Here is a 26,882-nt window from a genome sequence, read left to right on the forward strand (position 1 = left end):
TGACAAATTCACCGCATCGGACAATGGCTGCCGCCCGGCGTTTGCCTTTCATCGCCATTTTCGACAAATGTGCCGGGAAATGCCTTTTTCCCGTCCCGTTCGTCACGGAATGGTGATGAAGCAGGTTTCAAACAAATTTCTTCATAGCCAAATCAGGACAGGGAACTCGCCATGACAATCCAACGCTCGACGCTCAAGAAACTGGCCTTTTCGACCTTTCTGCTGACGCTGCCGCTCAATGCGGCCTTCGCCGCCGATCCGGCGGTGGCCGAACGGATCAAGGCAGCCCTTGCCGCCCAGGGCGTCGACATTTCCTGGACCGGCGTGTCCGGCGACGATTCGAACGCCACGCTGCAGGGCGTTTCCATCAAGCCGGCGGCCGAGAAGGACGTGCTGCCCATCGGCGACGTCAAGCTGGAAGGGGTCAGCGAAGCCAATGGCGGCTATGAGATCGCCACCGTCTCGACCTCGCCTTTCGAACACAGCAAGGACGGCGTGACGCTCAATCTCAGCCCGGTGGTCATCCACGGCATGAAGGTCCCGGCCGAGGGCGGCACCGATCCGCTGGGCTCGCTGATGATGTACAAGTCGGCGGAGCTCTCCAACATGACGGTCAAGGTCGGCGACAAGACGGCGTTCGCGATGGACGGGCTTGCCGTCCAGATCACACCGCCGGCCGAGGGCAAGGCGATGGACTTCACCGCCAACACCGAAAAATTCACCGCCGACCTGTCGCTGGTCGACGACCCCAAGTCGAAGGAAGCCATCGAGGCGCTGGGCTACCAGAACATCTCCGGCAACATTGCGATGGCCGGAACCTGGCAGCCGAGCGACGGCAAGATGGAGCTGACGAAATATGACATCTCGGTCGAGAATGCCGGCACGCTCGGCATGACCTTCAATCTCGGCGGCTACACGGTCGACTTCATCAAGTCGATGCAGGCCATGCAGAAGCAGCTCGCCTCGCAGCCTGAAGGCGCCGACAAATCGGCGCAGGGCATGGCCATGCTCGGCCTGATGCAGCAGCTTTCCTTCAACGGCGCCTCGGTGCGCTTCGAAGACGATTCGCTGACCGGCAAGGTGCTCGACTATGTCGGCAAGCAGCAGGGCATGTCGGGCAAGGACGTCGCCAACCAGGCCAAGGCGATCGTGCCGTTCGGCATGGCGCAGCTCAACAATCCCGAGCTGACGGCGGAGGTTTCCACAGCAGTCAACACCTTCCTCGACAATCCGAAGAGCCTGGAAATCTCGGCCGAGCCGCCGTCGTCGGTGCCGTTCGCGCTGATCATGGCCGGCGCCATGTCCAACCCGCTGGACCTGCCGAAGACGCTGGGCGTCAAGGTCAAGGCAAACCAGGACTAACCGAATACGTCAGCTCCAAACGAAAAGCCCGGCAGCGATGCCGGGCTTTTTGTCGGGTCGATTCATCGAGAAGAAAGAAAGGCTTGGCTCTGATTCCTAGCCTTCCTTCTTCGTCACCGCGACGCGCAGCGACAGCTCGCGCAGCTGCTGCGGGGTGGCTTCCGACGGCGCGTTCATCAGCAGGTCGTAGGCCTGCTGGTTCATCGGGAACATGGTGATCTCGCGCAGGTTCTTCGCCCCTACGAGCAGCATGACGATACGGTCGACGCCGGCCGCCATGCCGCCATGCGGCGGCGCGCCATACTGGAAGGCGCGATAGAGGCCGCCGAAGCGCTCTTCCACCGTCGCGCGGTCCAGGCCGACCATCTCAAAGGCCTTGACCATGGTTTCCGGCAGATGGTTGCGGATGCCGCCTGACGCGATCTCGAAGCCGTTGCAGACCATGTCGTACTGGAACGCCTTGATGCCGAGCGGCTCCTGGCCATTCAGCGCATCGATGCCGCCCTGGGGCATGGAGAACGGGTTGTGGGCGAAGTCGATCTTCTTCTCGTCCTCGTTCCATTCGAAGAACGGGAAGTCGACGATCCAGCAGAGCTCGAACCGCTCGCGGTCGACGAGGTTCAGCTCCTCGCCGGCGCGGGTGCGCGCGGCGCCCGCGAAGCTGACGAACTTCTTCGGGTCGCCAGCGACGAAGAAAGCGGCATCGCCGTCGGCAAGGCCGAGCTGCTGGCGGATCGCCTCGGTGCGCTCCTCGCCGATGTTCTTGGCGATCGGACCGGCGCCTTCGAGTTTCTCGCCCTCCTTGCGCCAGAAGATGTAGCCCAGCCCGGGCTGCCCTTCGCCTTGCGCCCAGGAATTCATGCGGTCGCAGAAGGCGCGGCTGCCGCCGGTCTTGGCGGGAATCGCCCAGACCTCCGCCTTCGCGTCGTTGGCGAGGATGTTCGCGAACACCTTGAAGCCGGAATCGCGGAAATGATCCGAGACCGCCTGCATCTCGATCGGGTTGCGCAGGTCCGGCTTGTCGGTGCCATAGGTGCGCATCGCCTCGTCATAGGGAATGCGGCGAAATTCCTGCGTTACCGGCTTGCCGGCGGCGAATGTTTCGAAGACGCCGCGAAGCACCGGCTCCATGGTGGAGAGCACGTCGTCCTGCTCGACGAAGCTCATCTCGAGGTCGAGCTGGTAGAACTCGCCCGGCAGGCGGTCGGCGCGCGGGTCCTCGTCGCGGAAGCAGGGCGCGATCTGGAAATAGCGGTCGAAGCCGGACACCATGATCAGCTGCTTGTACTGCTGGGGGGCCTGCGGCAGCGCGTAGAAGGTGCCAGGATGGATGCGCGACGGCACCAGGAAGTCGCGCGCGCCTTCCGGCGACGAAGCGGTCAGGATCGGCGTCGAGAACTCGGTGAAGCCGACCTCCCCCATGCGCTTGCGCATCTCGGCGATGATCTTGGTGCGCGCAACGATGTTCTTGTGCAGCGTCTCGCGGCGCAGGTCGAGGAAGCGGTATTTCAGGCGGATGTCTTCGGGGTACTCCGGCTCGCCGAACACCGGCAGCGGCAGCTCCTTGGCGGCCGACAGCACTTCGATCTCACGCGCGAAAATCTCGATCTCGCCGGTCGGCAAGTTGGTGTTGACGGTCTCGGGCAGGCGCGCCTTGACCTCGCCGTCGACGCGGATCACCCATTCGCCGCGCACGGTCTCGGCGACCTTGAAGGCCGGCGAATCCGGATCGGCGACGATCTGGGTCAGGCCGTAATGGTCGCGCAGGTCGATGAAAAGCAGCCCGCCATGGTCGCGCACGCGATGCACCCAGCCCGACAGGCGGACGGAATTGCCGACGTCGGTCTTTCTCAACTGGGCACAGGTGTGGCTGCGGTAACGATGCGTGGTCATGGGTAAAGTCCGGAAAATTGCGGGCATCTGCCCGGCTCGAAAATTGGCGCGAAAAGCGCATGAGAGGCCGGCTTTGTCAAGGCAAGCGGTCACACAGGCGCGCTTCGGTCGTCAGGCAAAGTGGATTTGCGCGCCCCGGCTTTGGAAATCGGCGAGCGTGGCGGCAGGCGCGGTCTTTTCCACCACGAGATGGCGGATCGCGTCCGTCCCCGCCACGCGATAGGGCGCCGCTGTCGCGAGCTTGTCGTTGGTGACGGCAATGACTATGCCGGCGCTGTTTTTGACCATGGCGCGCTTGACCTCGGCTTCGGCCGAATCGAAGGCGGTAACGCMGCGCGCGACATCCAGCCCGCAGGAGCCCAGAAAGAACAGATCCGCGTCGAGCTGCGCCACGGCGGCAAGCGTGTCGGCGCCCACGCAGGTGCCGAGATCGGGCACATAGCGGCCCCCGAGCACAATCAGTTCGACCAAACGACGATCGGCCAGCGCCGAGGCGACGCCCAGCGAATTGGTGGCAATGGTCAAATCCATGTCGCGCGGGATCGCCCTGGCGATCGCCTCGTTGGTCGTGCCGCCGTCGATGAACAGCGACTGCCCCGCCACAAGAAGCCCAACCGCCGCCTTCGCAAGGCGTGCCTTCTCCTCGACCGCATGACCGCTGCGCTGGCCGACGCTCGCCGCGGCAAAGGGCGCCGAAGCGATCGCGCCGCCATAGACGCGGCGCAATTGCCCGGCTTTCGCCAGCTCGCGCAGATCGCGGCGCACCGTGTCTTCTGACACGCCGAAACGGCTGGCCAGCTCACCAGCCAGCACCTTTCCATCCGCCGCCAACTGGTCCCGAATAAGTTGATGCCGTTCTTCGGTGAGCATGCATGATCCTATTTATTTTTGCATGTTATTGCATGCTTTGCCTGTTCATGCAAGAAACGGAGTTGTGAGCGAGCCTAGGCGTTCGCCCGCCATATCTCCTTGTTGGATTGTCCGTGATGACCCTTGGCCTGAAACTCGCCCCTCAGCATCGCGTCTATGCCGGCTTTGCGATCTATTCCTTTGCCATGGGCAACATCTTCCCGCGCCTGCCCGACATCAAGCGAGCCATGGGGATCGAGGACGGCACGCTCGGGCTCGCCCTGATCGGCACGCCGATCGGCACACTGGTCGCGCTGACGCTGGCGACGCCGATCCTGGAGCGCGTCGGCTTTCGCCGCGCGCTGCTTTGGCTGGTGCCGCTGCTTGCGCTTGCCTATTCCATTGCGGTGCATGCACCGGGCCCGGCGTCTCTGTTCCTGATGCTGCTTCCGGTCGGACTGATGATCGGCAGCATCGAGATCATCTTGAATGTCGAGGCCGACAGGACCGAGTTCCTGCTGAAGCGACGCATCATGAACCGGGCGCATTCATTCTGGAGCATCGGCTTTTTCGGCGCCGGGCTGTTCGGCGGCGCGCTGGCGCATCTCGGGCTGTCGCCGCAACTGCATCTGGCGCTGGTGGCGCCGATGGTAGCCGTTGCCATGGCGCTGTTCCTCGGCGGCTTCCAACCGGCGCCCGCACGTTTCGCCACGACCGGCGACAAGGCGCCGGTGTTCGCCCGGCCGACGCTGCCGATCCTCATCCTCGTCGCGGTGACGCTGTCGGCAATGCTGATGGAAGGCGCAAGCATGGACTGGTCGGCGATCTATATGCGCACCGTATTCGACTCCGGTCCGTTCGTTGCCGGCATCACCGTGGCGCTGTTCGCCTTCTCACAGGCGACCACGCGGTTCTTCGCCGACAGCTTTGTCGACCGCCACTCGCCGAGCGGCGTGGCGCGCGTGCTGTTGGCGACGATGATGGTCGGCGTCTTCATCGTCTTCTTCTCGCCTCTGCCCTTCGTCTCGATGCTGGGCTTCGCGCTTTTGGGCATCGGCAGCAGCGCCATCTTCCCGCTGGCGATCTCGGCGGCGGCTCAGCGCACCGACCGTCCCGCGGCGATCAATGTGGCGGCGCTGTCGCAGATCTCCTTCGTCGCCTTCCTGCTTGGGCCGCCGCTGCTCGGCTTCGTGTCGGACCATTGGGGCATACGCTCGGCCTATGGCATCGGCATACCGTTCATCGTGCTCAGCCTGGCGGCCGCGGGCGCGCTTGGCCGTCGGCCATCCTCGAACGCTGTAACGGACGGAATAGGATCCGGCGCGACAGGAGAGCGAGCACCGGCGCGCGCCTACGAGGCATGAGCGGCTCGCCCGGCAACGCCGCCTAGCGGAGCGGGCCGCGACATCGCAGCTTGGCGCACAGGCACGCGACGCGATTTCGCATGGGAGAACCCGGCGATCGGCCACCGCTTACGTTGCGGCGGCTTGACGAAAGCGCGCGCGGCTGAAATTGAAAGAGGCCTAATACTGTGCCAAAAGCGATTTGATGCGCGTCATCACGACACAAGAAGAACTCGAGAGCGTTGTCGCGGCGTTCGAAAAGTCGGAATTCGTTACCGTCGATACCGAATTCATCCGCGAGACGACCTTCTGGCCGATCCTCTGCCTGATCCAGATCGCCGCGCCTGGGATCGAGGCGCTTATCGATCCGTTGGCGCCCGGCATCGACCTGAAGCCGTTTTTCCGGCTCATGGCCAATGAAGCGGTGCTGAAGGTCTTCCACGCGGCGCGCCAGGACATCGAAATCATCGTCCATCTCGGCGATCTGGTGCCGCATCCGGTGTTCGACACGCAGGTGGCGGCCATGGTCTGCGGCTTCGGCGACAGCGTTTCCTACGACCAGCTCGTGCAGAAGGTCACCGGAGCCCGGCTGGACAAGTCCTCGCGTTTCACCGACTGGCGGCACCGGCCGCTCTCCGACAAGCAGCTCGAATACGCGCTTGCCGATGTCACCCATCTGATCAAGGTCTTCCAGCATCTCAGCGCCGAGCTGAAACGCGAGGATCGCGCGCACTGGCTGAAGGAGGAGATGGATATCCTCACCTCGCGCGAGACCTACGATCCGCACCCCGAGGACGCCTGGAAGCGGCTGAAGATGCGGCTGCGCAAGCCGCAGGAGCTGGCGATCGTGCAGGCGGTGGCCGCCTGGCGCGAGCGTGAGGCGCGCGAGCGCGACGTGCCGCGCGGCCGCGTGCTCAAGGACGATGCAATCTACGAGATCGCGCAGCAGGCGCCGCGCGACGCGGCAGCGCTCGGCAAGCTGCGCACCACGCCGAAAGGCTGGGAACGCTCCGCTACGGCAACCGCCCTGCTCGGCGCGGTCAACGCCGCCCTTGCCTTGCCCAAGGACGCGATGCCTAAACTGCCGAAAAGCGTGCAGCCGCCGGAGGGATCGAGCGCGGCGGCGGAACTGCTCAAAGTGCTGCTCAGGATCGTCGCCGAAAAGGAAGGCGTCGCCGCCAAGGTGCTGGCCTCCAGCGACGATATCGACCGCATAGCAGCCGAAGGCGACGAAGCCGACGTGGCGGCGCTGCAGGGCTGGCGGCGCGCCGTTTTCGGCGAGCAGGCGCTGAGGCTGGTGCGCGGCGAGATCGGCATCAAGTTCGACAAGCGCAGGATCGCGGTGTTCGACCTGTAGCCTCTCCTTCTCTCCTTGCGGGAGAAGGCAGAGCCTCCCTCACACCGCCCCCAGCAAGTGCAGCGCGAACCAGATCCAGGCGACGAAAAGTATGCCGGCGCCGAGGAAAAACGCGCGGCTGCGGTGCAGCACATAGTTTCTGTCGAGATGCACCCAGGCGTGAACATAGCGTGAGATTATGAAGAGCCACATCAGCGCCAGCGTCAGATAGTTCACGCCGTTGGTGACGAACAGCGCCAGGCACAGAACGTGGAACAGAACCGGCAACTCGAACTGGTTGATCAGGTTGTTGGCGACAGTGATGCTCGAGGCCGGCTCGGTCGAGCGAACCTTGTACTGGCTAACCCTGGCCTCGCCCGACTTCACCGCGAGATAGCGCCGCTTTAGCATCACCAGATAGACGATATAGACCAGGAGCACATGCGCCAGCATCGGCCAGAAGATGGCGGTCTGGCGCATTTCTCCCTCAGCGCCGCCGCTGCCCGGCCAGCGCGAAGACCGCGATGACGAAGACCGGGATCGCCAGCAGCGCGAATTTGGTGACGGTCAGCGAAGAGGCGAAGGCCAGCGAATCGGGATTGGCCAGCTGGAAATCGGAGAGCAGCCGGGCCAAGGCAAGATTCTGGGCATAGTCGGCGGCCGTATAGGGCAGCACCAGCACGAGCGCGAACAGGGCCTGCACCTGCGCCGGCATGGCGCGGAACGTGCTGAGCCGCCGCCCGAAGGCAAGGATGAGGCTGACCAGCGTCAGCGACAGCAGCGCCGGGAACAAGAGATCGAAGGTCAGATAATGCCAGACGATGATGATCTCGCCGCCGCGCCGGCCGAGCGCGGTGAGCCAGGCCATGCCTTCGTCAGGCGTGAAGCCGGCGACGCGCATGTCGAGCGAGAACAGGCCGCCGCTCAAGCGCTGGAAATAGAGAAACTCCAGCGCCGTCATGACGAGGAATAGCGCAATCGAAGCGATAGAGAGCGCCGCCGCGTGACGCGACAGCCGCAGCACCGCCGCGCTCAAATCACGCCACAGTCCCCGCTGGCGGTCGGACTGATCGGCCTCTCGATCAAAGTCCGCCCGGGTAATTTGGGCTTTCGCGGGTGATCGTGACGTCATGGGCGTGGCTTTCACGAAGTCCGGCGTTGGATATGCGCACAAAGGTGGCGCGCTCGCGGAAATCCGCAAGGTCACGTCCACCCACATAACCCATAGCGGCTTTCAGGCCGCCTGCAAGCTGGTGCAGCACGCCAGCCACAGGTCCTTTGTAGGGAACCTGTCCTTCAATGCCCTCCGGAACCAGTTTCAGGGTGTCGCGAACCTCGGCCTGGAAGTAGCGATCGGCCGAGCCGCGCGCCATGGCGCCGACCGAGCCCATGCCGCGGTAAGCCTTGAAGGAGCGGCCTTGGTGCAGATAGACCTCGCCCGGGCTCTCGTCAGTGCCGGCCAGCAGCGAGCCGATCATGGCGGCGCTTGCGCCGGCGGCGAGCGCCTTGGCGAGGTCGCCCGAATATTTGATGCCGCCATCGGCAATGACGCTCACGCCGGCCTTGCTGGCCGTCTCGACCGCCGACATGATCGCCGAAAGCTGCGGCACGCCGACGCCGGCGACGATTCGGGTCGTGCAGATCGAGCCCGGACCGATGCCGACCTTGACGGCGTCGGCGCCGGCATCGATCAGCGCCTGCGTGCCTGCGGCGGTGGCGACATTGCCGGCCAGGATGCGCACTGAATTGGAGAGCTTCTTTGCCCGCGCCACGGCCTCCAGCACACGCTGCGAATGGCCATGCGCGGTATCGATGACCAAAAGGTCGACGCCGGCATCGATCAGGCGCTCGGCGCGCTCGAAGCCGTCATCGCCGACGCTGGTGGCGGCGGCGGCGCGCAGCCGCCCCTGCGCATCCTTGGTGGCATGCGGGTTGAGCTGCGACTTCTCGATGTCCTTGACGGTGATCAGCCCGACGCAGTTGCCGTTCCTGTCGACCACCACCAGCTTCTCGATGCGATGCTTGTGGAGCAGGCGCTTGGCCTCGTCCTGGTCGACATTCTCCTTGACCGTGATCAGGTTCTCACGGGTCATCAGCTCGTAGACCTTCTGCGACGGATCGGAAGCGAAACGGACGTCGCGGTTGGTGAGGATGCCGACCAGGCGGCCGACCGTGTGGCCGCCGGTGCCGCCGTTCTCGACCACCGGAATACCGGAAATGCCGTTTGTGCGCATCAGCGCCAGCGCGTCGGCGAGCGTGGCATCCGGACCGATGGTGACCGGGTTCACCACCATGCCGGATTCGAATTTCTTGACCTGCCGGACCTGCTCGGCCTGCTCTGCCGGGGTCAGGTTGCGGTGAATGACGCCGATGCCGCCGGCCTGCGCCATGGCGATCGCCAGCCGCGCCTCGGTGACAGTATCCATGGCCGCCGACAGGATCGGCACGTTGAGATCGATATCGCCGGCAATGCGGGTGCGGATGTCGGTTTCGCCAGGCATCACCTCGGAATGGCCGGGCTGCAGGAGCACGTCGTCGAAGGTCAGCGCCAGCGCGCCGGTGGACGTTTCGATGATTTTTGCCATGGCCAGTCCTTTTGAATGCGGAAAAGGCGCCGGGCCGATTGGCCAGCGCCGACTCTCATCTTCCCTTTCAGGATTGGCGCTGGCTGGTAACACGTCCCGAGACGGAAGGAAAGCGGGTCGTTACTCGACGCGCCGGGTTCCTATTCGGCGCCGAGAAGGGCATCGAGCAAAGCATGACGCGGCGACGCAAAAGGATTTACGACAGTTACGCCGCCCCAAGTAAAGCCGTCTTGTAGGTCCTCTGACAGAAGGAGCCGGCAACCCGTTTGCGACGCGGCGGAAAGAATGACCGCATCCCAGATACCAAAACGATGATCGGCGGCCAGATCGGCTGCCATCATCATCACTTCGGGTGTTGTCCCAGTAATCGGAAATGCGTCTCGCCAACTCAGCAGTGCGTCTCGAGCTTCTTCCGGCGATCGCCCGGCCTTGCAGACAAGCACATTGTACAGTTCACCCAGGACCTGGATCGGAACGATGGCAGTCTCTTGGGGAACGCTGCGCAACAAGTCGAGAACGGTATCGCGTTTTTCAACGCTGTTGACCCCTTCCGCGTAGACGAGGATGTTGGTGTCGAGTGCGACCTTCACCGGTCGTCCTCATAAAGCTCGTCACGGGTCCAATGCCCCGCTTGCACGACTGGCTGCCGTTCAAGTCGTGATAACAAAGCCGCGCGCGAGCGGGCAGGCACGCCTTCGTGCTTATCAGCAGGCACGATCCGAGCCACTGGACGTCCATGGCTGGTCACGACGTAGCTCTGGCCCTCACGCACCTCACGAAGGATATGTGAGAATCTGCGATTGGCATCGGCAGCCGATACGGCTTCATCCACGATTGCACCCATTTGTAGTTATTTTCACTACAATAGCGATAGTGACTGAATTTATCAAGCATCTTGGGGTCGTTGACTCGCCCCACCAGTGGTTGCGGTCGCACAAACGTGACAGCAATTTAATGCGACATCCGGGCCGAGGCGTGATAACCGCCCGGTCGCACCGGTTCGCCCCCAAGCCGGTGCCAGAATCGCGAAGACAAATCAGGGCGTTTCCCCTTGAACCGCATCATCCCGCTTATCCTGGCGGTCGCACTTTTCATGGAGAACATGGATTCGACCGTGATCGCGACGTCGCTGCCGGCGATCGCCATCGACATCCACACCAGCCCGATCGCGCTGAAGCTGGCTTTGACGGCTTATCTGGTGTCGCTGGCGATCTTCATTCCGATCAGCGGCTGGATGGCGGACCGGTTCGGCGCCAAGACCGTGTTCCGCGCCGCGATCGGCGTCTTCATCGCCGGCTCGGTCGCCTGCGCCTTTTCCAATTCGCTGCCGGCTTTCGTGGTGTCGCGCTTCCTGCAAGGCATAGGCGGCGCGATGATGACACCCGTCGGACGCCTGGTGCTGGTGCGCGCCACGCCGAAGAACGAACTGGTCGCGGCGATGGCCTGGCTGACCGTGCCGGCGCTGGTCGGACCGCTCGTCGGGCCGCCGATTGGCGGCTTCATCACCACCTATTTCACCTGGCACTGGATCTTTCTGATCAACGTGCCGATCGGGTTGCTGGGCATGTGGCTCGCCACGCGGTTCTTACCCGAAACCGAGCCGACGGAGACCCCGCCGCTCGATTTCCCGGGATTTGTGCTCAGCGGTCTCGCAGCGTCCGGCGTCGTCTTCGGCCTTTCCGTCGTCAGCCTGCCGGCGCTGCCGCCGATGGCCGGCTTCATCACGGTGGCGGTCGGGGTGATCTCCGGCTTGCTTTATCTGCTCCATGCCCGCCGCGCCAAGAACCCGCTGCTGGCGCTGGAGCTGTTCCGCAACCAGGTCTTCCGGTCCTCGGTGCTCGGCGGCTCGCTGTTTCGCGTCGGTATCGGCGCGGTGCCGTTCCTTCTGCCGCTGATGTTCCAGATCGGCTTCGGACTGACGCCGTTCCAGTCGGGCATGATCACCTTCGTCTCGGCGATCGGCGCCATCGGCATGAAGTTCGTCACGGCACTGCTGTTCCGGCTTGCCGGCTTCCGGCGCGTGCTGATCTGGGGCTCGCTGGTCGCGGCCGCCTCGATCGCCATCTACGGCCTGTTCACGCCGCAGACGCCCTACGCGCTGATGCTGGCGATCCTTCTGGTCGGCGGCTTCATCCGCTCGATGTTCTTCACCGGCGTCAATGCACTTTCCTATGCCGAGATCACGCCCGCAGACTCCAGCAAGGCGACGCCGATCACCGCGGTTTTCCAGCAATTGTCGATCGCAATGGGCGTGGCGCTGGCCGGCGGCATCCTCGAAGTGTCGACCTCTATCCATGGCGGGCCGCTGACCTTGCGGGATTTCCACATCGCCTTCTTCATCGTGGCAGCCGTCTCGGCGGCAGCCTCGATCACCTTCATGCGGCTTGGGCCGGAGGCCGGCAATGCCGTCTCGGGCCATGGGCGGCTGACCACGCCGAAGACGCTGGAAACGGTTGGGACGGCGGGGAAGTGAGCACGCCTTCCTTCTCCCCTTGTAGAGAAGGCGTTAGCCTTTGAACTCCTTCGCCAGCAGGTAAAGCTCCACCGATTCGTCGCGCGAGGCCGGCGGCTTCACATGATGGACCGAGCGGAAGTTCTGCTTCAGCAGTGACAAGAGCTCGTTCTCAGCGCCGCCCTGGAATGTCTTGGCAAGAAAATGCCCGCCGGGCTTCAGGACATGCAGCGCGAATTCGGCCGCCACTTCGCACAGATGCATGGTGCGCAGGTGGTCGGTGCGGCGGTGCCCTGTCGTAGGCGCCGCCATGTCGGACAGCACAATATCCGGCTGGCCGCCAAGCGCTTCGGCCAGTTTCTGCGGCGCGTCGGGGTCGAGGAAATCCATCTGCAGGATGACGGCGCCCGGAACCGGATCCATTTCGAGATAGTCGATGCCGACAACGTGCGGATTTTCAGCGCTCGACTTGGTCCGCGCGGCCGCCACCTGGCACCAGCCACCGGGGGCAGCACCGAGGTCGATCACCTTCATGCCGGGCTTCAGCAGATGATGCTTGTCGTCGATCTCGATCAGCTTGTAGGCGGCGCGGGAGCGGTAGCCATCGGCCTTGGAGCGCTGCACATAAGGATCGTTCATGTGGCGCTCGAGCCAACGGCGCGAGGATTCCTTCAAGCCGCTCTTCTTCTTGATCCTGGTCTTGAGGACGCGAATGTTTCCCAAGCCCGGCTTTTCGGGTTTCTTGCTCATCACCGGCCACGCCCCTCACTGCGCCAGACGCCGTCATCGGCCATCAGCTCGCTCAAAATCCCCTCGCGCAGGCCGCGGTCGGCGACGCGCAGCCGCTCGGACGGCCACACACCGCGGATCGCCTCCAGGATGGCGCAGCCGGCGAGAACGAGATCGGCGCGGTCGGCGCCGATGCAGGGGTTGGCGCAGCGCTGCTGGAAATCCCAGCCGATCAGCCGCTCTATCATGCGGTCGACGCTGTCGCGGTCCATCCAGAGGCCATCGACGCGGCGGCGGTCGTAGCGATCGAGATCGAGATGCACGCCGGCGAGCGTCGTCACCGTGCCGGAAGTGCCGAGCAGATGGAAGTTGGGGCTAGCCAGCACATGCGCGAGCCGGTCGCGGCCGTCGAAGGCCTTCAGCCGGGCGGCCACGTCCTCGACCATTGCGGCAAAAGTCTCGCGCGTCACCGTGCGGCCGCCGAAGCGCTCCGCGAGCGAGACGACGCCGACGGGCAGCGACGTCCAGGAGACGATGTGGTTGGCGAGCCGCGGAGAGCGCCGTCCGGTCAGGTCGATCAGCGCGATTTCCGACGAGCCGCCGCCAATATCGAACAGCACCACGCCTTGCGTGTCGCGCTCGACCAGCGAGCCGCAGCCGGAAACGGCAAGGCGGGCCTCGGTCTGGCGGTCGATGATCTCGAGCTTCAGCCCGGCCTCGCGCTCGACGCGATCGAGAAACTCGACGCCGTTGGCGGCCGAGCGGCAGGCCTCGGTGGCGATCAGCCTGGCTTTCCTGATCTTGCGGTTGCGCAGCTTCTCGCCGCAGATCTTCAGCGCCTCGACAGCGCGGTCCATCGCCGCCTGGCTGAGCCGGCCGCTCGCCGTCAGCCCCTCGCCCAATCTGACGATGCGCGAGAAAGCGTCGATGACGCGAAACTGGCCGTGACGGCCAGGCACCGCGACCAGCAACCGGCAATTGTTGGTGCCGAGGTCGAGCGCGGCAAAGACGGGCAATTCCGGTCGCGGCGGACGCTGCGGGGCCGTCAGCCTTGGCTCAACCTGCGAAGGCACGCTCTGAGGCTGGCTTGCCGCCGTGGCGGCAGCCGCCAACTGCGGCACGACGCCGTTCTCGTCGCGCGCGAACACCTTGCGGCCGCGCTTGCGCTTGCGGCGCTTGCGCGTCTTGCCTTTCGGCTGATCGCCATGCTGGTCGGCTTGGCCGGTTTGTCTCTGGCCGGCATGTCTGGGGTCGGCATGTCTGGGATGCGCACCCGCGTGGCGGCTGAATCGCGCCGGCTGCGGGCCCGCCGACTGCGCCGGCGATGCCCCGGACATACCCACTGCCGACGCGCCCGCGCCGGTATCGTGGTCTTCCACTTCAGTTCCTTCCGGCGCCGCGCGAACCGGGAACGGACGCAGCAGGCACCTCGATTTGTTTCAAGTTGGCGCCAGAGTAGCAGCGCCGTTCGCAATCACCAAGAGCGCGAGGCCGAATTTCGCCAACCTCACATTTGCCGAGATCACGTTGGGGCAATGTCTTGCCGGTTGAATAGCCGGCTTCAATCAGGCATGTCTCAAATGCGGGTTCGAAGGGGTCGGGCAACATCAAATCAGTGAGCTGCAGCGCATGATGACGACGCCATGAATTGGAGGCGCTATTTCTGGCCGGTCATAGGCATCGCGGCGGTGGCGTTCTCGCTGTGGCTGCTCATCCACGAACTGCGCGGCATTTCGCTCGACGATGTCTGGGCCGGCATCGCCGCCATCCCGCCGYGCGATTGGGTGCTCGCGGCGCTGAGCTCGGTCGTCGCCTATGCCTCGCTCGCCGGCTACGACCACATAGCGCTGCTGCATATCGGCAAAAAAGTATCGTGGCTGTTCGTCACGCTCTGCTCCTTCACCACCTACGCGGTGTCGCACAATATCGGCGGCTCGGTATTTTCCGGCGCGGTGATCCGCTATCGCGCCTACGCCACGCGGGGGCTGACCGGCCAGGAGGTCGGCGTGCTGGTGGCGATCTGCTGGTTCACCTTCATCCTGTCCAGCGTTTTCCTCGGCGGCCTCGTTCTGTTGTTCGAGCCGCAGATCATCGACCGCTTCACCGGCGCGCCCCACCATGGCGCCGCCTTTGCCGCGGGGCTCGCCATGCTCATCCTCGTCGGCGCGTATGCCTTCGGCAGTTGGCTTCGGCTGAGGCCTTTGAAGATAGGCAGCTTCCAGCTCCACTACCCCGCGCTGCAGATCGTGGCGCGACAGTTGCTGGTTGGGCCGGTCGAGCTGCTCGGCGCCGCGGCGATCATCTACTTTGCCCTGCCGGATGCCGGCAATCCCGGCTWTTTCGTCGTGCTCGGCGTGTTCATGGTGTCGTTCTCGATCGGGCTGCTGTCGCATGCGCCGGGCGCGCTCGGCGTGTTCGAGGTCGTCTTCCTCACCGGCCTTTCCGACATGGATCCGGTCGGCGTGCTTGCAGCACTTCTGGTGTTCCGCCTGTTCTATCTCATCATTCCGCTGCTGATCGGCCTTGGCGTGGTGCTCTATTTCGAGCATTCGCAGTACAGCCGCGGCGAGAGCTGAAGCCTTCCGCCCGCCCGGCCGAGCCGCCAACGCATGTCGCCAAAAGCGCGGAGCGCTTTGGGCGAATGACATGCATCGGACAAAGGCTTCAAAAAGGCTGCGATTGAACTCAGCTGCGGGCTTGACTATTTTTCGATGGCGGCTACAAGGCAGCGCTCGCGGCACATAGCCGCCCGCTTTGCACGGCACGGGCCGCGCCTGCTGGGGAATAGGTTAACGGTAGACCCACGGACTCTGACTCCGTTAGTCCTGGTTCGAATCCAGGTTCCCCAGCCAAGCTTCTTTTTTCATGGATTTTCAATACGTTAGCGAACGTTAGAGACTGCCAAGTGTTGCGGCTTTGTGGGTACGGATCGAGAAAAGTCGGATAGCCGCCTTCATGCTGCGAGCGCGAATCCACCACGTCTGTATGATGGATCCAACATCATGGCATCGAAGGTCATCACCCGCCCTTAGTCCTTCAGCCACTTTATGCCGTACTTGCGCGACATTGCCGCATAGACCTCGGGCATCGATGCACCGCTTGCCTCAGCCTGCGAAAGGTCCCGGAAGAAACGCTCAAACCCCGCCGGCGACGTTATCGTCAGAAAACGACCGGTGCGCGGCACGATACGCCGATGGGCATGCGGAACGCCCCGCGGCGCGAACATCGTTCCRCCCGGTCCCACCCGAAAATCCCGGTCACGGCAACGGAAGACATGCTCGCCCTCGATCACGTAAAAAAGCTCGTCTTCGTTCGCATGGCAATGAAGGGGCGTATCCAGGGGATCGATCTCCTCAACAACCGAAAAGGCGCCGCCGGTGGTATCGGCGGATGCCTTGACGAGGAAATCAGCGCCGCTGAAATGCAGCCGCTCGCCCTCACCGGCTTCCAGACTATACGCGGCAAGCGTCGTCTTCATGGCATGTCTCCGCTCTCCACGCGGCGGGTATATTATAAAGCTCTCCGGAGAATGGCTGCTCGCGCCCGCCACCGCCGCGGATGGGCTCTCGGCAGCTTTCATGCCAGCGTCCGCCCGCCGGCCAAGACTCTGGGTAGCCCGCCCCTAGTCCTCAGGGGACGTGGGATGCCAGGTTGGAAGATCAGCCCATTCGACCACGGTCATTGTCGAAGGGAGCTCGGTTTGGACTGGAGGCTGCCACTTGGGCAATAAGTGCCTAACTGCACCGAGAAGCCGAGATACGGCGCGCAAGAACGAACTTCTAGATATTCCAATGGCTTGGGACATAACCACCTCCTGTCGATCAACGACAGCGGCAGTCTCGGCTCATCTGGCGGTTTGTGTCCCAAAAGGCCTCCAAAATCTCTCGAAAATTCGCGAGCGCTCAGTCCGGCAGGCCTGCCCTGCGAAGCCCGTCGGCAAGAATACGATAGCGCTCGTGATTGGGGCGCCGATCTAACCTTTCGAAATGCGACATGCGCAGATAGGGAGCGAGGACCAAAACTCTTTCGACTGCCTGTTTGGCTTTCTCAACTTGGCCGAGGTGCCCGTAAGCAGCCGCCAAGGTGTACCAGGACGCCAGCCATTCCCCATTGGCGGCGATGCTCCTAAGCGCCCATTCGACACCGGCCTCAAACTCCTTGCTGAAAATGTGGGAGCAGCTGATGCCCAGTAGGATTTCGTAGTTTACAAGCGCCGCGGGAGAAATCTCATACGCTTTCAAGAACGTTTGCCTTCCCAGTTCCAGGTCACCGACCAGCACATTGCAGAAGGCGAAGAGCGATAGCACGGTTGGGTTATTCGGGTTGGCGAGGCGAGCCTCAGCAAGCATTGCAAGGCCGCGCTCACGCTGGCCGCCAATGATAATGAGGATCAAAGCCGAAATGGCGACGACTTGCGGATCATCATGTCCCAATTCGGCGGCACGTTCGGCAAGTTCGAGCGAACGTCTTCGTTCAGTGTCGCTCATGCCTGTTCCAAATGTGTCTTGTCGCTCATATGCCCAGGCCGCTTGCGCCAATCCGGCGGCAAAGTCCGGATCGAGCCTCACACATTCTTCAAGCAAGCGAATTGCCTCGGCGCGCGCCGTCGGCTCGATGGTTCGAAAGAGCGGAAGTGCTCGCAGGTATAGGTCATAGGCATCCAGACTCTCCGGTCTCTTTCGCCGAGCACGCTCGATTTCCGCCCGACTGATGGCGGGCTCGACCAGGCCTACGATCGCCTCGGTGACCCGGTCTTCAAGGTCGAAGAGGTCGGCAACGACCCCTTCGAAGCGCTCAGCCCAGAGCTGACTGGCGTGGGGCGCATCGAGCAAATGTGCGCTGACACGAACCCGTTCGCCCGAACGAAGCACGGAGCCTTGTAGGAGATAGCGGACGCCTAGCGCCGCTGCGATGTCCCCCGGCGAGGAGTTGTGTGCCAAAGCTGCAGCGGCTGTGAGGGTKGGTGTGACGGAGAGCCCTCGGAAGCGGGACAAGGCGGCGACGATTCCCTCGACGACACCCTCCGCGAAATAAGCTGAATCGCCGGCTCCAGATGGGTCTCTGAAAGGAAGCACCGCAATGACAGGGCGTTTCGGCTCCGAAAGGTAGTCGTCACCGCGCGTGAGCGTTCGCAGCAAGCGGTACCCGAACCGAGGAACCGTCGCGATCCATTCCGCTCCGTTCTCCGCGCGGCCCAGAACCTTGCGAAGTGCCGCGATCTGGACTGAAAGGTTGGCCTCTTCGACCGTCAGGCCCGGCCAGCCGCGCTCAAACAGCGTATCCTTGGAGACCGGCTCGCCGCGCGCCTCGATGAGAGCAGTAAGCAGCGCCACGCCGCGTTGCCCTATGGACAGCGGCTCGCCATCCCGCGTCAGGATACCGGTCAGCGGGTCAAGAACAAACGAACCGAAGGAGTATTTGGCGTCCACCATGAGCTCAGTTCTAGCCCACTGGCTGCGTAGGTGGAACCGACAGTCTGCCCTCGTTGCTCACCATCGCCGCGTTGGGAAAGGCTTCTTCGACAGACAGTCCTGCTTGGCCAATTTCCGTTTGATTGCCGAACATATTAGCAATCAACGATATATTAACAGCTAGGGTGCAGCCTGCTCGAATCGGGAATGTCCCCCGATCGACGATCCGGCGCTCAATGTGCCGAGACGCTCGACCGATGCGGAGCAAACGCATGAGTGTCGAAACAGCATTGGCGCAGATATTGCGCATGATCCATCGTCGCGCCCTGAATTTGGCGACAATGCCGGACGATGAAAGAGATCCATACTACGACAGCATCCGCCGGTCATGTTGCGGAGCAGCCGAGCATATAGGGCAGTCTCCCGACAATGCGGCCATCACGGCAAACAGCATGGTCGAGTTTACCCGGGCAATGGTCGGCATCATCGAGGCGGGGCGCGGGTAAGCCGCAAACGTCGACACGTTTGCGACGAACTCGGGAGGTGCCGAGACGCGCGGCGGCTACGGCGCGTTAGCCGAAGCTCGCAAGGCGATGATTGCCACGGGCGCATCGGCGTCAGGCTTCCGAGCCATCGCTATCTCAGATCGCGCCCCGAGTGTTCGACGACAAATGTTTCGCTATCGGCATTACCGGCCAGCAAATATCCAATTGATTGTCGAACGACAGCCCGTTTCGCATCCGCTTTGGATGGCCGGCATCCCGCGCTTATTTCAAGATCCTTCATGCAATTCTCACCATTGTTGCTGTATCCGGTCTGGCCGGCTCGGCCTATGCTCAGCAGGCAACAGTCAATTCCTGCGTCAACCCTGGCGATTACTGGACCCATTGCCTGAACGGCACGCATGGCAGCCACAATGATGGTCGCGGAAGCGATCGTCGTTAATCGGCACGTCCGCTGAAAAAGAGCCCCGCAGGCATCTCGCCTGCGGGGCTTTTTTTGCGCTTCACCGCACCTACCGGAGGGCTTGGACACCCTGGGACTGCCAGGCCATTTCACGCAGCTTTGAGAGAACGGCGTTCTCGAATTGCGAGGCCTGGTGAAACTCACTAGTGACCACGCCCAGCTTGCGCGGCGGCAGGCCATCCCGCAAGGGAATCACGGCGAGGCCGGGCAGCGGGCATGATCTGGCGGCGATCTCGGGGACGACAGTCAGGCCGATATTCTGCTGCGCGAGCTGGCAACCGGTCATAAGCTGGCGCACTTCGACGACGGTTTTTGGCTGCAGGCCGGATCGCTCGGACATCATGGCGAGCCAGTTGCCCGATGTCGTTCCCGAGGGAAAGCGGATGAAGGGCTCGGCAAGCACATCCTCATCACCCAACTCGGACCGCGCGGCAAGCGGATGCGACGTCGACAGGACGACGCAGGCGCCGTCCTGGCAAAGCGGCTCGAACAGGAGGCCGGGCGATGCGACGAAGACGCTGCTGATGCCGAAATCGATCTCATTCGACCTCACAAGCTGGAACGTCACCTCGCTGTCGATCTCCACGATATCGAGCACATGGCTCGGAAACCTGGGCCTCAGCGCAAGGAAGGCGGGGCCGATGAACATCGCGGCAAAGGAAGCCACGCTGGCAACCCGCAGGATCTGTTCGGTACCGAGGCTTAGCGAGGCAAGTTGATCGACAATCGCCTCGTTGCCCGCAACGAGCCGACGGAGGCCCGGCAGCAGCGAGCTGCCGGCAGGGCTGAGCCGAAGCCCTTCACGGTCGCGAACCAGCAGCGCGAAGCCCAGTTGTCTCTCCAACTGCGTGACGTGCTGCGAGATGGCCGGCTGGGTAAGGCCCAGCGCGTCCGCCGCCTGGGTGAACGAGTTCAATTCCAGCACCGTCAGCAGGCTGCGCACGCGGCGCACGGATATTTCGTCCCGTCGGGAAAGCATGGCAATGCCTCCATAAGAACCTTCGAACCATCATAAAGAAACGTTATTTCCTGCCGTATTCATAAGCAACTAGCGTCCGCTGCAACGATGTGCGGAGGCTTGGGATGACGGCTCGCGATTCAGGGATCCACAGAATTCATGCCCGCAGGAATCATTCCTGCTACGGAATGGGCCTGGGCATCATCATCCTCGACGAGGTGTACCCGGGATTTCCCGGCGATGTGCGAAACGCGAGCGCCTATCCCTTTCCGATCCAGTACGAAATCGCCGAAGGCGTCGACATCCAGAACCTCGTACGCGGCGACGACAAGAAAGCCTTGCTGGAGCCGATCGTCAGGGCCGCGCGGAAACTGGAACGCATGGGATGCCGGGCGATCGCCGCCGAATGCGGCTACTTCGCCTGGTTCCAGAAGGAGATCGCGGCAAGTGTCGACGTGCCGGTCTTGGCGTCGAGCCTGCTGCAGGTACCTCTCGCCCAGATGACGATCGGCCCCGAAAGGGTCGTCGGCATTCTCGTCGCCGAGGGCGACCGGCTCAGTGACCGGCATCTCACGTCAGTGGGTGTGACGCTCGGGACGAACTATGTCGTTCACGGCGCCAAGGACGACGGGAAGACGCCCCAGTTCGACAGTCTCTGGACAAAGGACATCCGGCCAGAAATCCCGACCGCCGATTACGGCCTGGCGGAGCGCGATATCGTCAAGGTGGCGAAGGATTTCGCCGCCGCCCATCCTCGCATGGGAGCCATGGTGCTGGAATGCACCGGGTTTCAGCCCTTCGGCCGGGCGATACAGCGGGAGATCGACATGCCCGTGTTCAGCTGGTCGACCCTGCTGGACTACGCCTATTCCGTCACCGTGCACCGGGATTTCTACGGCCATGTCTGACCCGCGCGACCAGCCCAAATGGAAAAGGCGCGGCCGAGACCGCGCCCTTCCTAAGCTTCTTCGGAGGCCTGTTCCTCCGCGCGCGGGCCCTACTCCGCCGCCTCGTAGCCGGCGATGCCCTTGATCTCGAGGAAATCCTCCAGGCCGTATTCGGCATATTCGCGGCCGTTGCCGGACTGCTTGTAGCCGCCGAACGGCAGGCCGGCGTCCCAGGTTGGGTAGTTGATGTAGACATTGCCGGAGCGCATGCGGGCCGCTGCCTGGCGCGCCTTCTCGATGTCCTTGGCCTGGATGTAGGAGGCCAGGCCGTAGACGGTATCGTTGGCCTGCTCGACCGCCTGCTCCACCGTGTCGTAAGGCATGATCGACAGTACTGGCCCGAAGATCTCTTCCCTCGCGATGCGCATGTGGTGCGTGACGTTGGCGAAGACGGTCGGGCGGACATAGTAACCGCGGTTGAGTTCGGCCGGACGGCCGGGACCGCCAGCGACCAAGGTGGCGCCTTCATCTATGCCGCTCTGGATCAGATCCTGGATCTTGTCGAACTGGATCTGGCTCACCACGGGGCCGAGCTTGGAGGTAGGCGCGTCGGCTGGGCCGACGGTGAATTTCTCCGCCGCCTTCTTCGCATAGCCTGCCGCCTCGTCGTGACGGTCGCGCGGCACGAACATGCGGGTCGGCGCGTTGCACGACTGGCCGCTGTTGCCGAAGCAGCCGGCGACGCCCTTGGTGACCGCCCGCTCCAGATCGACATCCGGGAACAGGATGTTCGCCGATTTGCCGCCGAGCTCCTGATGCACGCGCTTGACCGTGTCGGCCGCCGCCTTGGCGACCAGGATGCCCGCCCGCGTCGAGCCGGTGAAGGACATCATGTCGACATCCGAGTGGCTGGCCAGAGCCTGGCCGACGGTCGGGCCGTCGCCGTTGACGAGGTTGAACACGCCCTTCGGCACGCCGGCCTCATCGATGATCTCGGCGAAGATGATGRCATCGAGCGGCGCGATCTCGGACGGCTTCAGCACCATGGTGCAGCCGGCGGCGAGCGCCGGACCGACCTTGCAGGTGATCTGGTTGAGYGGCCAGTTCCACGGCGTGATCAGGCCGACGACGCCGATCGGCTCCTTGACGATCAGCGACGAGCCCTTGACGTGGCGGAACTGGAAAGTCTTCAGCACCTCCGCCATCTTTTCCAGATGCGCAAGGCCGACGCCGACCTGGCTGTCCAGCGCCATCTGGCGCGGCGCGCCCATCTCGCGCGAGACGGCGAGCGCAAGGTCCTTGCTGCGCTTCTTGTAGACATCGATGACGCGGTTAAGGATGTCGAGCCGCTCCTCGACTTCAGTGAAGCCGAAGGTGGCGAAGGCGCGCTTGGCGGCGGCCACCGCCTTGTCGACATCGGCCTTGGAGCCCAGCGAAATCTGCGCGAAAGCGTCTTCGTTCGAGGGATCGATAACGTCGAGCGTATTCGGCACAACAGGATCGACCCAGGCGCCATCGATATAGAACTGCAGATTGTGTGACATGGTTTCGCTCCTGCGGACCGCTTTGCTCGATTGTGGTGAGATGGTCGTCGTATATCGCCAGAAATAACGATGCGGCATGTGCTCTGTCAAACGCAAGCGAGAAGTGCTTGAGCCAGCGCGTCGGGTGTTGCGCCAGAGTTGGCGCCACCGCATTCTCGACTAGAGCAGTGTATGCCCTGCCTCGCCCAGCAAGCGTATCGCAGCGGCGCCGTCTGCAGCCTTCACCAACAGATGGTCGCCGTCGAAGGTGGAGACGACGAAGACGCCCAGGCCATTTTCCGACAGCGGCCTGATGACCGACAGCACGATGCCGGTTTCGCCGAAGGCAAAGGGGCCTTCGAATTTGAAGGCGACCCAGTCGCTATCCTGCCTGACGCTATCCGGTACGCGATCCTGCAGACAGGTGATGGAAAGCTCATCCTCGGTTCTGGCGATGCTGACGAAACCCGGTCCGTCTGCCCAATCAGGAATGCCGTGCCCGGCTCCCAACCGCGAAATCGCATACAAGCCGGGCAGTTTCTTCAACCTGATCCCGGCAGGCTTCGTCGCGCTCCGGTTGGCGGTCATCTGGCGATCCTCTTGCTCATATAGACGKTCGTGCCATTCATGAACGGCTCTTCCCGGTCGACCGTATAACCCTGTCGCCGATAGAGCGACACATTCGCTTCGAACGCGCCGTTGGTCAGCAGGCGAAGCTCATCACGCCCGGCTTCGCGCGCCTTGTGCTCCGCCCGTTCGAGCAACAGCCGGCCGATTCCCCTGCCCTGCGCGTTCGGGGCGACGCAGACATTCTCGATCCAGAGGTGATCGTCGGCGAGCATGGTCTCGAGCATGCCGACAATGCGATCCTGCGCAACGGCGAGGTCGAACGGATGCTCGGCGACGGCCTTTTCGTAGTCGGCGCGCATCGGCAGCGGCTCGCGGCCGATCACCGGTACCCATTTGGCATAGGCGGCGCGCACGATATCGCGGATGGCAACGGCATCTGCCGCCTCGGCCGCCCGGAACCGGATGGAAGAATTGATCGTCATTGCTGGACTCCCGATATGAAAAACCCCGCCGGCTGAAGTCGCGGGCGGGGCAGGAAACGAACGAACCGGATCTGTCGTGTCGGGTCTTATCGTCGCGCAATCAGCCTGCCGCTCCGCACTCGGCGAAGGCGGCGTCGCTTGGCATTGGCGGGCGCGAGAGTTGACATCGCGGCAAGCTGGGGCAGGAACCGGCAAGCGTCAAGGCTCGGCCGGTGCTGGTCATTAGGCCAACCCATTAGCGGCTCGCCATCGTTCGACAAAATCGATCATTATAACTCAAATAATTCGTTGGAAAGATCGATTTTGGAATGGCATTTCGGCGGCGAAAGTGCCTGGAGAATTCAATTGTCTTTCCTGCCCGTCACCGCGAACGATCTTCCAAACGGCCTGAACCCGGCCAATGCCGGACGGGAGCGCCCTGCCCTGACCGCGATCTTGGCCGGCGTTGTGCCGGGACTGGTGCTGGTGGCGATGATCACCAGCGTCGCTTATTCGGCGCGCGGCTTTTCCGGCCTCACCTTGTTCAGCCCGATGATCCTCGCCGTCGTCGCCGGCATGATCTATTCCAACGTGCTCGGCATGCCCGCTCACGCCAAGGCCGGCATCGCCTTCTCGCAAAAGCGCCTGCTGCGCTTCGCCATCGTGCTGCTGGGCTTCCAGCTCACGCTCGGCCAGGTGGCGGGCATCGGGTTCGGCGGTGTCGGCATCGTCGCCGCCACGCTCGGCGCCACCTTCCTCTTCACCGCCACGCTCGGCCGGCTGATAGGCGTCGACCGCAAGCTCGCCCAGCTCATCGCCGCCGGCACCTCGATCTGCGGCGCTTCGGCCATCGTCGCCACCAACATCGTCACCGATGCGCGCGACGAGGACGTGACCTACGCCGTTGCCGCCATCACGCTGTTCGGCACTGTCGCCATGCTGGGCTTCCCGCTGCTGGCGCCGGTCTTCGGCCTCGACCAGCACGCCTTCGGTCTGTGGGCGGGCGCCTCGATCCATGAGGTGGCGCAGGTGATCGGCGCCGGCTTCCAGAACGGAACGCTTGCCGGCGAGACGGCGACCGTCGCCAAGCTGACACGCGTCGCCATGCTGGCGCCGATGGTCATCGCGCTCGGCCTGACGGCGCGCCGCGGCAACACCGATGCTTCCGGCGCCAAACCGCCGATGCCCTGGTTCGTTGCGGCTTTTGTGGCGGTGGTGGCGCTGAACAGCCTGGTCGCGATCCCTGCCCAGATCCATGCCGCCATCGCCCTGGCCGCGCAGGTGATGCTGACCATGGGGCTCGCCGCCATGGGCCTGCAGGCCGACATTTCCGAACTGCGCTCGCGCGGCCTGCGGCCGCTGATGCTGGCTTTCTCGGCCTTCCTCTTCATCTCGGGCTTCAGCCTGACGCTGGTGAAGCTCGCCTGAGGCAGGCCGGGCCCGGCCTCATCCCTCAGTCTTCGCCATCGTCCTCGAATTCACACGCCGCGACATAGATCGCGGCGAGTTTCTCGATACCCGCCTGGTCTTCCTTGTCGAAGCGGCCGGGCAGCGGGCTGTCGAGGTCGAGCACGCCGAACGCGCCTTCGGCGTCGCGCAAAAGCACGACCAGCTCGGAGCGCGAATCGGCATCGCAGGCGATGTGGCCGGGAAATTCGTTGACGTCCTTGACCAGCATCGACATGTCGAGCTCGATGGCCTTGCCGCAGACACCCTTGCCGACGGCGATGCGCACGCAGGCGGGCTTGCCCTGGAAGGGCCCGAGCACCAGCTCGTCCTCGGAGGCGAGGAAATAGAAGCCGGCCCAGTTGAGGTCGGGCACCATCTGATAGATCAGCGCCGCCGTGTTGGCGGCATTGGCGACGGAATCGCCCTCGCCTTCCAGCAGCGCTTTCAATTGCGTGGCCAACTCCTTGTAGAAGGCCGGCTTATTGCTTGTGTCGATTGCCGTTGCCGCGAACATCGTGTTGTCTCTCCGTTGCAAGCCGGCCGCGCGGCCAGCTACAGTTCACCTCTCTCTGCCACCAAAACCGCCGCCGGGAAACCGCCTATCGTGACCTCCARCCATTCCGAAACACAAAGGACCAGGACGATCCGCATCGCCGCCGCCGTGATCCGCGACGATGGCGGCAGGCTGCTTCTGGTCCGCAAGCGCGGCACGAGCGCCTTCATGCAGGCTGGCGGCAAGATCGAGCCGGGCGAGTTGCCGGCCGTCGCCCTGGCGCGCGAATTGCGCGAGGAGTTGGGCGTTGCCGTCGATCCGGCCGCTGCCTTCCATCTCGGCTCGTTTTCTGCCCCCGCCGCCAATGAGCCGGATGCCCGCGTCGAGGCCGAGCTGTTCGAACTCTCTATCACCGGCGAGCCGCTCCCGGCGGCCGAGATCGAGGAGATGATGTGGCTCAGCCCGGAACTGGCAAGCGGCATGGAACTGGCGCCGCTCACCGCCGATGTGGTGCTGCCGCGCTTCGGCCGCCAGCCATGAGTTCACGCAACGAGGAAAAACCGGCGGCGGGCGGAGCGCCCCTCACCTTCGCGGTGCTGGTCTTTCCCGGCTTTCCGATGATGGCGTTTTCGTCGGTCATCGAACCCTTGCGCGCCGTCAACATTCTTGCAAAGCGGGACCGCTACCGCTGGGTGATCGTCGGCGCCGATCCCGGCACGGTCGAAGCGTCGAACGGCGTCGTCATCCAGCCCGGCTTTTCCGCGGCGGACGCGCCGAAGGCCGACCGCATCGTCGTCTGCTCGGGCGGCGATGCCGACCATATCGTGGCCGATGAGGCGATGAGTTGGATCCGCAAAAGCCTGCGCGGCGGCGCGCATATCGGCGCTGTCGCCGACGCTGCCTTCTTCCTCGCCCGCGCCGGCCTGCTCGACGGCCATGCCTGCACCTTGCACTGGACCAGCCAGGCCGCCTTCACCGAAGCCTTTCCGGATATCGAGCTCAGGCGTGACCTCTTCGTCATCGACCGCAAGCGTTTCACCTCGGCCGGCGGCGTCGGCAGCCTCGACATGATGCTGGAAATCATCACGCGCGACTGCGGCGCCGAGATCGCGGCGGGCGTCGCGGAATGGTTCGTGCACTCGCCTTTGCGGTCGAGCGTCGATCGCAAGCTGATGCCACTCAGATTGCGCACCGGCATCCAGAACGAGCTGGTGCTGTCGGCCATCGCCATCATGGAGGACGCGGTGGAGGAGCGGCTCGGCATGGCGGAGCTGGCGGAACGGCTCGGCGTGTCACCCGACAAGCTCGAGCGCAATTTCCGCGCCGAGCTGGATATCTCGCCCAATGGATATTACCGGCGGCTTAGGCTGAAGCGGGCAGCCGACCTGTTGGCACATTCGAAGCTGATGGTGCGCGACGTGGCGCTGGCGTGCGGGTTTGCTTCGATGTCGAGCTTTGCGAGGGCGTTTCGCGAGGAGCATGGGCACGCGCCGAAGGCGATGAGGAGGCATTAGGGGCGCGGCGTCCTCTCTGGTTAGGCCGAGTTCCGTCACACCCCCCTCTGCCCTGCCGGGCATCTCTCCCGCAAGGGGGGAGATTAGCAGCTCCACCGACG

Annotated in this window: 27 protein-coding genes and 1 tRNA gene; 12 read left to right on the plus strand and 16 right to left on the minus strand. The window is 63.6% G+C overall.

The window, feature by feature from the left end:
* Positions 1-171 precede the first annotated feature (171 nt).
* Positions 172-1,362: a hypothetical protein gene (locus tag LCM4577_RS32400; protein WP_071033244.1), complete on the plus strand. Its 1,191-nt coding sequence runs from the start codon at positions 172-174 to the stop codon at positions 1,360-1,362.
* A 96-nt stretch (positions 1,363-1,458) separates the two neighbouring features.
* On the opposite strand, the gene aspS is transcribed toward LCM4577_RS32400, so the two are convergent.
* Together aspS and LCM4577_RS32410 are read right to left on the minus strand one after the other, a co-directional pair.
* Positions 1,459-3,255 carry an aspartate--tRNA ligase gene (gene aspS / locus LCM4577_RS32405; protein WP_071074770.1) on the minus strand — a complete coding sequence of 599 codons (1,797 nt, stop codon included), beginning with the start codon at positions 3,253-3,255 and terminating at the stop codon, positions 1,459-1,461.
* Positions 3,256-3,366: 111 nt separating this feature from the next.
* Positions 3,367-4,125 carry a DeoR/GlpR family DNA-binding transcription regulator gene (locus LCM4577_RS32410; protein ID WP_071074771.1) on the minus strand — a complete coding sequence of 253 codons (759 nt, stop codon included), beginning with the start codon at positions 4,123-4,125 and terminating at the stop codon, positions 3,367-3,369.
* A gap of 116 nt (positions 4,126-4,241) precedes the next feature.
* On the opposite strand from LCM4577_RS32410, the gene LCM4577_RS32415 reads away from it, so the two are divergent.
* The gene (locus tag LCM4577_RS32415) at positions 4,242-5,468 is read left to right on the plus strand and encodes an MFS transporter (RefSeq protein WP_083354935.1); all 1,227 of its coding nucleotides are present in this window, start codon (positions 4,242-4,244) and stop codon (positions 5,466-5,468) included.
* A gap of 184 nt (positions 5,469-5,652) precedes the next feature.
* The gene (rnd, locus tag LCM4577_RS32420) at positions 5,653-6,804 is read left to right on the plus strand and encodes a ribonuclease D (RefSeq protein WP_071074772.1); all 1,152 of its coding nucleotides are present in this window, start codon (positions 5,653-5,655) and stop codon (positions 6,802-6,804) included.
* 39 nt (positions 6,805-6,843) lie between these two features.
* On the opposite strand, the gene LCM4577_RS32425 is transcribed toward rnd, so the two are convergent.
* The 5 genes from LCM4577_RS32425 to LCM4577_RS32445 all read right to left on the minus strand — a co-directional run bounded on the left by LCM4577_RS32425 (position 6,844) and on the right by LCM4577_RS32445 (position 10,200).
* The gene (locus LCM4577_RS32425) at positions 6,844-7,263 is read right to left on the minus strand and encodes an MAPEG family protein (protein ID WP_071074773.1); all 420 of its coding nucleotides are present in this window, start codon (positions 7,261-7,263) and stop codon (positions 6,844-6,846) included.
* A gap of 7 nt (positions 7,264-7,270) precedes the next feature.
* A complete protein-coding gene (locus LCM4577_RS32430) occupies positions 7,271-7,819 on the minus strand; it encodes a hypothetical protein (RefSeq protein WP_244508492.1) in 549 nt (182 codons plus the stop codon).
* A 46-nt stretch (positions 7,820-7,865) separates the two neighbouring features.
* On the minus strand, positions 7,866-9,368 hold the full coding sequence (gene guaB / locus LCM4577_RS32435; protein ID WP_041011519.1) for an IMP dehydrogenase: 1,503 nt from the start codon (positions 9,366-9,368) through the stop codon (positions 7,866-7,868).
* Positions 9,369-9,508: 140 nt separating this feature from the next.
* On the minus strand, positions 9,509-9,958 hold the full coding sequence (locus LCM4577_RS32440; RefSeq protein WP_071074774.1) for a PIN domain-containing protein: 450 nt from the start codon (positions 9,956-9,958) through the stop codon (positions 9,509-9,511).
* Positions 9,955-10,200, minus strand: a complete 246-nt coding sequence (locus LCM4577_RS32445; protein WP_082047363.1) for a type II toxin-antitoxin system prevent-host-death family antitoxin — start codon at positions 10,198-10,200, stop codon at positions 9,955-9,957. Before LCM4577_RS32445 ends, LCM4577_RS32440 begins: the two co-directional genes overlap by 4 nt.
* 219 nt (positions 10,201-10,419) lie before the next feature.
* On the opposite strand from LCM4577_RS32445, the gene LCM4577_RS32450 reads away from it, so the two are divergent.
* Positions 10,420-11,841: an MFS transporter gene (locus LCM4577_RS32450; protein WP_071074775.1), complete on the plus strand. Its 1,422-nt coding sequence runs from the start codon at positions 10,420-10,422 to the stop codon at positions 11,839-11,841.
* A 33-nt stretch (positions 11,842-11,874) separates the two neighbouring features.
* On the opposite strand, the gene LCM4577_RS32455 is transcribed toward LCM4577_RS32450, so the two are convergent.
* Positions 11,875-12,570 carry an RlmE family RNA methyltransferase gene (locus tag LCM4577_RS32455; RefSeq protein WP_071074776.1) on the minus strand — a complete coding sequence of 232 codons (696 nt, stop codon included), beginning with the start codon at positions 12,568-12,570 and terminating at the stop codon, positions 11,875-11,877.
* Positions 12,570-13,928 (minus strand): Ppx/GppA phosphatase family protein, encoded by a 1,359-nt coding sequence (locus tag LCM4577_RS32460; RefSeq protein ID WP_071033216.1) that lies wholly within the window; start codon positions 13,926-13,928, stop codon positions 12,570-12,572. The genes LCM4577_RS32455 and LCM4577_RS32460 overlap by 1 nt, the downstream gene beginning before the upstream one ends.
* 264 nt (positions 13,929-14,192) lie before the next feature.
* Here LCM4577_RS32460 and LCM4577_RS32465 point away from each other — a divergent pair, with 264 nt between their 5' ends.
* Positions 14,193-15,125: a YbhN family protein gene (locus LCM4577_RS32465; RefSeq protein ID WP_071074777.1), complete on the plus strand. Its 933-nt coding sequence runs from the start codon at positions 14,193-14,195 to the stop codon at positions 15,123-15,125.
* 202 nt (positions 15,126-15,327) lie between these two features.
* Positions 15,328-15,401, plus strand: a tRNA-Gln gene (locus LCM4577_RS32470).
* Between the two features lie 176 nt (positions 15,402-15,577).
* Here the strand turns inward: LCM4577_RS32470 and LCM4577_RS32475 are convergent.
* Both LCM4577_RS32475 and LCM4577_RS32480 read right to left on the minus strand, forming a co-directional pair.
* Complete coding sequence (locus tag LCM4577_RS32475; RefSeq protein WP_071074778.1) at positions 15,578-16,027, minus strand: cupin domain-containing protein; 450 nt, start codon at positions 16,025-16,027, stop codon at positions 15,578-15,580.
* A 424-nt stretch (positions 16,028-16,451) separates the two neighbouring features.
* Positions 16,452-17,981, minus strand: a complete 1,530-nt coding sequence (locus tag LCM4577_RS32480; RefSeq protein WP_071033213.1) for a winged helix-turn-helix domain-containing protein — start codon at positions 17,979-17,981, stop codon at positions 16,452-16,454.
* Positions 17,982-18,232: 251 nt separating this feature from the next.
* Between LCM4577_RS32480 and LCM4577_RS32485 the strand changes: the two genes are divergently transcribed.
* Together LCM4577_RS32485 and LCM4577_RS32490 are read left to right on the plus strand one after the other, a co-directional pair.
* Entirely contained in the window at positions 18,233-18,466 is a 234-nt protein-coding gene (locus LCM4577_RS32485; protein ID WP_041011524.1) for a hypothetical protein, read from the plus strand.
* Between the two features lie 208 nt (positions 18,467-18,674).
* Complete coding sequence (locus LCM4577_RS32490) at positions 18,675-18,905, plus strand: hypothetical protein (protein WP_131803553.1); 231 nt, start codon at positions 18,675-18,677, stop codon at positions 18,903-18,905.
* Positions 18,906-18,975: 70 nt separating this feature from the next.
* Here the strand turns inward: LCM4577_RS32490 and LCM4577_RS32495 are convergent, their stop codons facing one another.
* Positions 18,976-19,878: a LysR family transcriptional regulator gene (locus LCM4577_RS32495; protein WP_071074779.1), complete on the minus strand. Its 903-nt coding sequence runs from the start codon at positions 19,876-19,878 to the stop codon at positions 18,976-18,978.
* Positions 19,879-20,009: 131 nt separating this feature from the next.
* Between LCM4577_RS32495 and LCM4577_RS32500 the strand changes: the two genes are divergently transcribed.
* Positions 20,010-20,792, plus strand: a complete 783-nt coding sequence (locus tag LCM4577_RS32500; RefSeq protein ID WP_071074780.1) for an aspartate/glutamate racemase family protein — start codon at positions 20,010-20,012, stop codon at positions 20,790-20,792.
* Positions 20,793-20,881: 89 nt separating this feature from the next.
* Here LCM4577_RS32500 and LCM4577_RS32505 read toward each other — a convergent pair whose 3' ends face one another.
* The 3 genes from LCM4577_RS32505 to LCM4577_RS32515 all read right to left on the minus strand — a co-directional run bounded on the left by LCM4577_RS32505 (position 20,882) and on the right by LCM4577_RS32515 (position 23,346).
* On the minus strand, positions 20,882-22,315 hold the full coding sequence (locus LCM4577_RS32505; protein WP_071074781.1) for an aldehyde dehydrogenase family protein: 1,434 nt from the start codon (positions 22,313-22,315) through the stop codon (positions 20,882-20,884).
* A gap of 159 nt (positions 22,316-22,474) precedes the next feature.
* Positions 22,475-22,882: an ACT domain-containing protein gene (locus LCM4577_RS32510; RefSeq protein WP_071074782.1), complete on the minus strand. Its 408-nt coding sequence runs from the start codon at positions 22,880-22,882 to the stop codon at positions 22,475-22,477.
* A complete protein-coding gene (locus tag LCM4577_RS32515; RefSeq protein ID WP_071074783.1) occupies positions 22,879-23,346 on the minus strand; it encodes an N-acetyltransferase in 468 nt (155 codons plus the stop codon). The genes LCM4577_RS32510 and LCM4577_RS32515 overlap by 4 nt, the downstream gene beginning before the upstream one ends.
* A 345-nt stretch (positions 23,347-23,691) precedes the next feature.
* On the opposite strand from LCM4577_RS32515, the gene LCM4577_RS32520 reads away from it, so the two are divergent.
* Positions 23,692-24,753 (plus strand): YeiH family protein, encoded by a 1,062-nt coding sequence (locus LCM4577_RS32520; RefSeq protein ID WP_071074848.1) that lies wholly within the window; start codon positions 23,692-23,694, stop codon positions 24,751-24,753.
* A gap of 25 nt (positions 24,754-24,778) precedes the next feature.
* Here the strand turns inward: LCM4577_RS32520 and LCM4577_RS32525 are convergent, their stop codons facing one another.
* Positions 24,779-25,288 (minus strand): GAF domain-containing protein, encoded by a 510-nt coding sequence (locus LCM4577_RS32525; protein WP_040983369.1) that lies wholly within the window; start codon positions 25,286-25,288, stop codon positions 24,779-24,781.
* Positions 25,289-25,378: 90 nt separating this feature from the next.
* Between LCM4577_RS32525 and LCM4577_RS32530 the strand changes: the two genes are divergently transcribed.
* Positions 25,379-25,807 carry an NUDIX domain-containing protein gene (locus LCM4577_RS32530; RefSeq protein ID WP_071074784.1) on the plus strand — a complete coding sequence of 143 codons (429 nt, stop codon included), beginning with the start codon at positions 25,379-25,381 and terminating at the stop codon, positions 25,805-25,807.
* Positions 25,804-26,781, plus strand: coding sequence for a GlxA family transcriptional regulator (locus LCM4577_RS32535; protein WP_071033207.1), 978 nt, complete (start codon positions 25,804-25,806; stop codon positions 26,779-26,781). The genes LCM4577_RS32530 and LCM4577_RS32535 overlap by 4 nt, the downstream gene beginning before the upstream one ends.
* Positions 26,782-26,882 lie beyond the last annotated feature (101 nt).

It is taken from the genome of Mesorhizobium sp. LCM 4577 (assembly GCF_001854795.2).
GTDB lineage: Bacteria > Pseudomonadota > Alphaproteobacteria > Rhizobiales > Rhizobiaceae > Mesorhizobium > Mesorhizobium plurifarium.